This is a genomic window from Pseudobutyrivibrio sp. 49 (genome assembly GCF_900100545.1).
In the GTDB taxonomy this organism is placed as follows: domain Bacteria; phylum Bacillota; class Clostridia; order Lachnospirales; family Lachnospiraceae; genus Pseudobutyrivibrio.
In genome coordinates, this window is record NZ_FNDP01000037.1 from 1 (window position 1) to 3,281 (window position 3,281).

General features: G+C 39.4%; 2 protein-coding genes, 2 tRNA genes, 1 rRNA gene and 1 pseudogene. All 6 read left to right on the plus strand.

The features are described 5' to 3' along the window. A 23S ribosomal RNA gene (locus BLP54_RS15465) occupies positions 1 to 86 on the plus strand; the annotation flags it as partial. Positions 87 to 205: 119 nt separating this feature from the next. Further along, positions 206 to 278: transfer RNA gene (locus tag BLP54_RS15470), tRNA-Ala, on the plus strand. A 167-nt stretch (positions 279 to 445) separates the two neighbouring features. Beyond that, a tRNA-Trp gene (locus BLP54_RS15475) sits at positions 446 to 516 on the plus strand. 246 nt (positions 517 to 762) lie between these two features. Next, positions 763 to 1,827 (plus strand): DUF5688 family protein, encoded by a 1,065-nt coding sequence (locus BLP54_RS15480; RefSeq protein ID WP_090171532.1) that lies wholly within the window; start codon positions 763 to 765, stop codon positions 1,825 to 1,827. A gap of 33 nt (positions 1,828 to 1,860) precedes the next feature. Then, positions 1,861 to 2,763 carry a DUF6017 domain-containing protein gene (locus BLP54_RS15485; protein WP_090171535.1) on the plus strand — a complete coding sequence of 301 codons (903 nt, stop codon included), beginning with the start codon at positions 1,861 to 1,863 and terminating at the stop codon, positions 2,761 to 2,763. A 13-nt stretch (positions 2,764 to 2,776) separates the two neighbouring features. Further along, positions 2,777 to 3,196 (plus strand): annotated as a pseudogene (locus BLP54_RS15490) (ParA family protein); the annotation flags it as partial. Positions 3,197 to 3,281 lie beyond the last annotated feature (85 nt).

Consider the following 3,281-nt stretch of genomic DNA (forward strand, 5'->3'; position numbering starts at 1 on the left):
TAAAGACGATAAGGTAGATAGGTTCAAGGTGTAAGTGCGGTAACGCATTCAGCTGATGAATACTAATAGATCGAAGGTTTATTCTAAAAAGATGTTTAGCGAATGATTCTCGCAGCACTGTATGAAGTTTTGAGGTTGCTATAAGGTTTTAGCAAGCAAGACAGCTTGCTATTTTACTATCGTAAGTGGCAGAATCAATTAATATGGGGGCGTAGCTCAGTTGGGAGAGCACCTGCCTTGCAAGCAGGGGGTCAAGAGTTCGAATCTCTCCGTCTCCACTAAGAAATTCTTGCTATATAAGCAAGAATTTTTTTATGGCAAAAACTTGAAAAAAATGTGAAGTTTTTGTGATTTTTCTATTGAAAGCGACTAGATATTGTGTTATTATCATTAAGTCGCGTGGGTGAGGGACTCAAATCAATTTTGGGTTTTTCGCTTACGATTTAGGGGACTGGTCAAATGGTATGATAGGGGTCTCCAAAACCTTTGGTGGGAGTTCGATTCTCTCGTCCCCTGTTTGACTAAAGTGCTATAAACGTTGATTTTACGGCGTTTGTAAGCACTTCTTTTTTTGCTCAAAATCCAAAAGTCACCGATTAAAGTCACTGCTAGAGATTACATAATAATAAAAATTTATAGAAAGGTAAGCTAATTCAATAGCATCCAAGGATATTACATAGAGTAGGAATTCATAACAGAATTTCTACTCTTTTTTTGTCTTCATTTTGACAAAAGAAAAATATTCTAAAGGAGGTAGTTTGTATGGACTACGAAAAGTTCAAAGAAAAGTTTACTGAAGATCTAAAGAGTAATCTCGAGGCAAGGGGCTATGAAATCGCAAGTATCGAAATCACACCATCACAGAAGCTTAATCAGGATGCTTATGATGCGATTTCGGTTAAGCTTGAGGATTCAATGATGGGGCCTAGTGGAAATTTCTCAAATCTGTTTGCAGCTTTTGAGAAGGTAGGTGACTATGATATGATTCTCGACCACGCGACACAACTAATGGAAGAGGCAATTTCGCATATGCCAACCTACGATATGAGTCAGATTACTGATTATGACTTTATCAAGGACAAACTGGTGCTTGAGGCTGTAAATTCAGAAAAGAATGCAGCATTACTCGAGAAGGTACCTCATAAGGATATGGAGGATATAGCCATTGTCTATCGAGTGCTTCTAGGACAGATGGATGATGGAATAGCATCAGTTGTTGTTTCAAACGAGATGCTGGAGAAAATGGATGTCACTAAGGAGCAGCTTCATAAGGATGCTCTTATTTCATCTCCAGAGATTAGACCAGTGGAGGTTAATACTTTGTTTGGAACGATAGCAGAGCTTCTTCCTGATGTTGATTTAGGAATCCCTGCAGGAGGACCTGAGGATCAGATTCTCGTTGGTACGGTAACAGATAAGCATCATGGAGCTGGCGTAATTGCTTATGAAGGCTTCCTTGATGAGCAGGCCAGGAAGATGGGCGAAGATTTCTATATCATCCCCTGCAGCATTCATGAGGTTCTCTTGGTACCTGAGTCTATGGGCGGAGATATAGAGGCTCTAAAGGAGATGATTGCAAGCGTTAATACCTGCGAGCTTTCACCGGAGGATGTTCTATCGAACAATCTCTATCATTATGATTCAAAGGAAAAAGTTTTTGAGATAGCTGATACCTTCAAGGAGAGAATTGCTGCTAAGGAGCGAGAGTCCGATAAAGAGAAGGAATCAGCTGTAGGGAAGCTGAAGAAGACCCAGGATAAGGTTAAGGAGGCTCCGAAGAAGGAACACAAACCAAAGATTAAGGATAAGCCAGAAATGGCGCTATAAGGATAAAAAAAAGAATACGAGAGGTGAGATTTAATGTCTAAAAAATACTTTTATGGTCGGCGGCAAGCTGACCTTTTTTCATTTATAAGAATTCCACAACTTCTGTTAACAGAGGAAAGGTTTGATAATCTTTCCTGTGAGGCGATGGTATTGTATGGTTTGCTTTTGAATAGGATGTGTCTATCTGCAGAGAATGGATGGTTTGATGATGAAGGAAGGGTCTTTGTTTATTGGAAAGTAGATGATGCAGCTAAAAAGATAAAATGTCACCCTAAAAAGGCAGGAAAGGTTTTTAAAGAACTTGAAGAATTTGAATTAATTGAAAGAAAGAGACAGGGGCTTACAAAGCCAAATCTCATCTATGTATTGGACTTTTCAGAGGAGGTGTCAGATGGACATTTCCAGAAGTGTCAAAATGACATTTCTGGAAATGTCGAAGAGACATCTCAAGAAGTGTCGAATGAACACACTAATAATACTAAGAATAATAAAAATGATTTTAGTGATACTGAGTCTAGTCACGTCTTGTCTAATGATGAAGGTTGTGATGATGAAGGACGGGACAGGACGCGACTTGATTCAGATAATTATTCAGCAATAAGGAGTTATATAGCCCAGCAGATTAATCTGGATGCATTAAGAACAGATTATTTTGACAATCCAATTGTTGATGAGCTTTATGAGCTGATTGTAGATGTGGTGAGCTCCACCAGGAAAGAGATAGTTATTTGTGGTGAAACGAAGCCTATGAGCATTGTCAGGTCGCAGTTCATGAAGCTCAATTTTTTCAATCTATGTTTTGTTTTGAACAGGCTGGAAGAAAACAAGCCTGATATCAGGAATATAAAACAATATCTGTTGGCATCGCTTTATAACTCGCTGATGACTACAGAGTCGTACTACAAAACACTATGCAACAACAATAACTTTCGATGAAGGAGGAACAACAATGAGTAAACCAGTTGTTATTGCGATGGTTAATCAAAAAGGCGGTACAGGAAAGACTCAGAGTACAGAGAACCTGGGAATAGGTCTTGCTGCCGAAGGGAGGAAGGTTTTGCTTATCGATTTGGATCCGCAAGGTTCGCTTACCATTAGCCTTGGGTATCCAAGAACTGATGAGATACCGGTGACTGTTAAGGACATTATGGGGAAGGTGCTCAATGAACAGCGGATTGAAGATGGAGAGGGAATTCTTCACCACAAGGAAGGCGTCGATTTGCTTCCAGCAAACATCGAGCTTTCTGGAATGGAGCTATCGCTTGTTAATTATATGAGCCGTGAGCGAGTTTTGAAGGAATATATTGATTCCGTAAAGACGAATTATGATTACGTGCTTATTGACTGTATGCCATCACTTGGTGTTGTTCGTCAAATTAATTGAAGCTCCAACCTTCAGATTAAATGAGGCTGTTTAGTGATAGCAGTATAGTATCAGTCGAATTATTTGGGGT

Bases quoted from the DNA above. Each gene is read 5' to 3' on its own strand.
- BLP54_RS15480 (WP_090171532.1), top strand. From the start codon at position 763: ATGGACTACGAAAAGTTCAAAGAAAAGTTTACTGAAGATCTAAAGAGT.
- BLP54_RS15485 (WP_090171535.1), top strand. From the start codon at position 1,861: ATGTCTAAAAAATACTTTTATGGTCGGCGGCAAGCTGACCTTTTTTCA.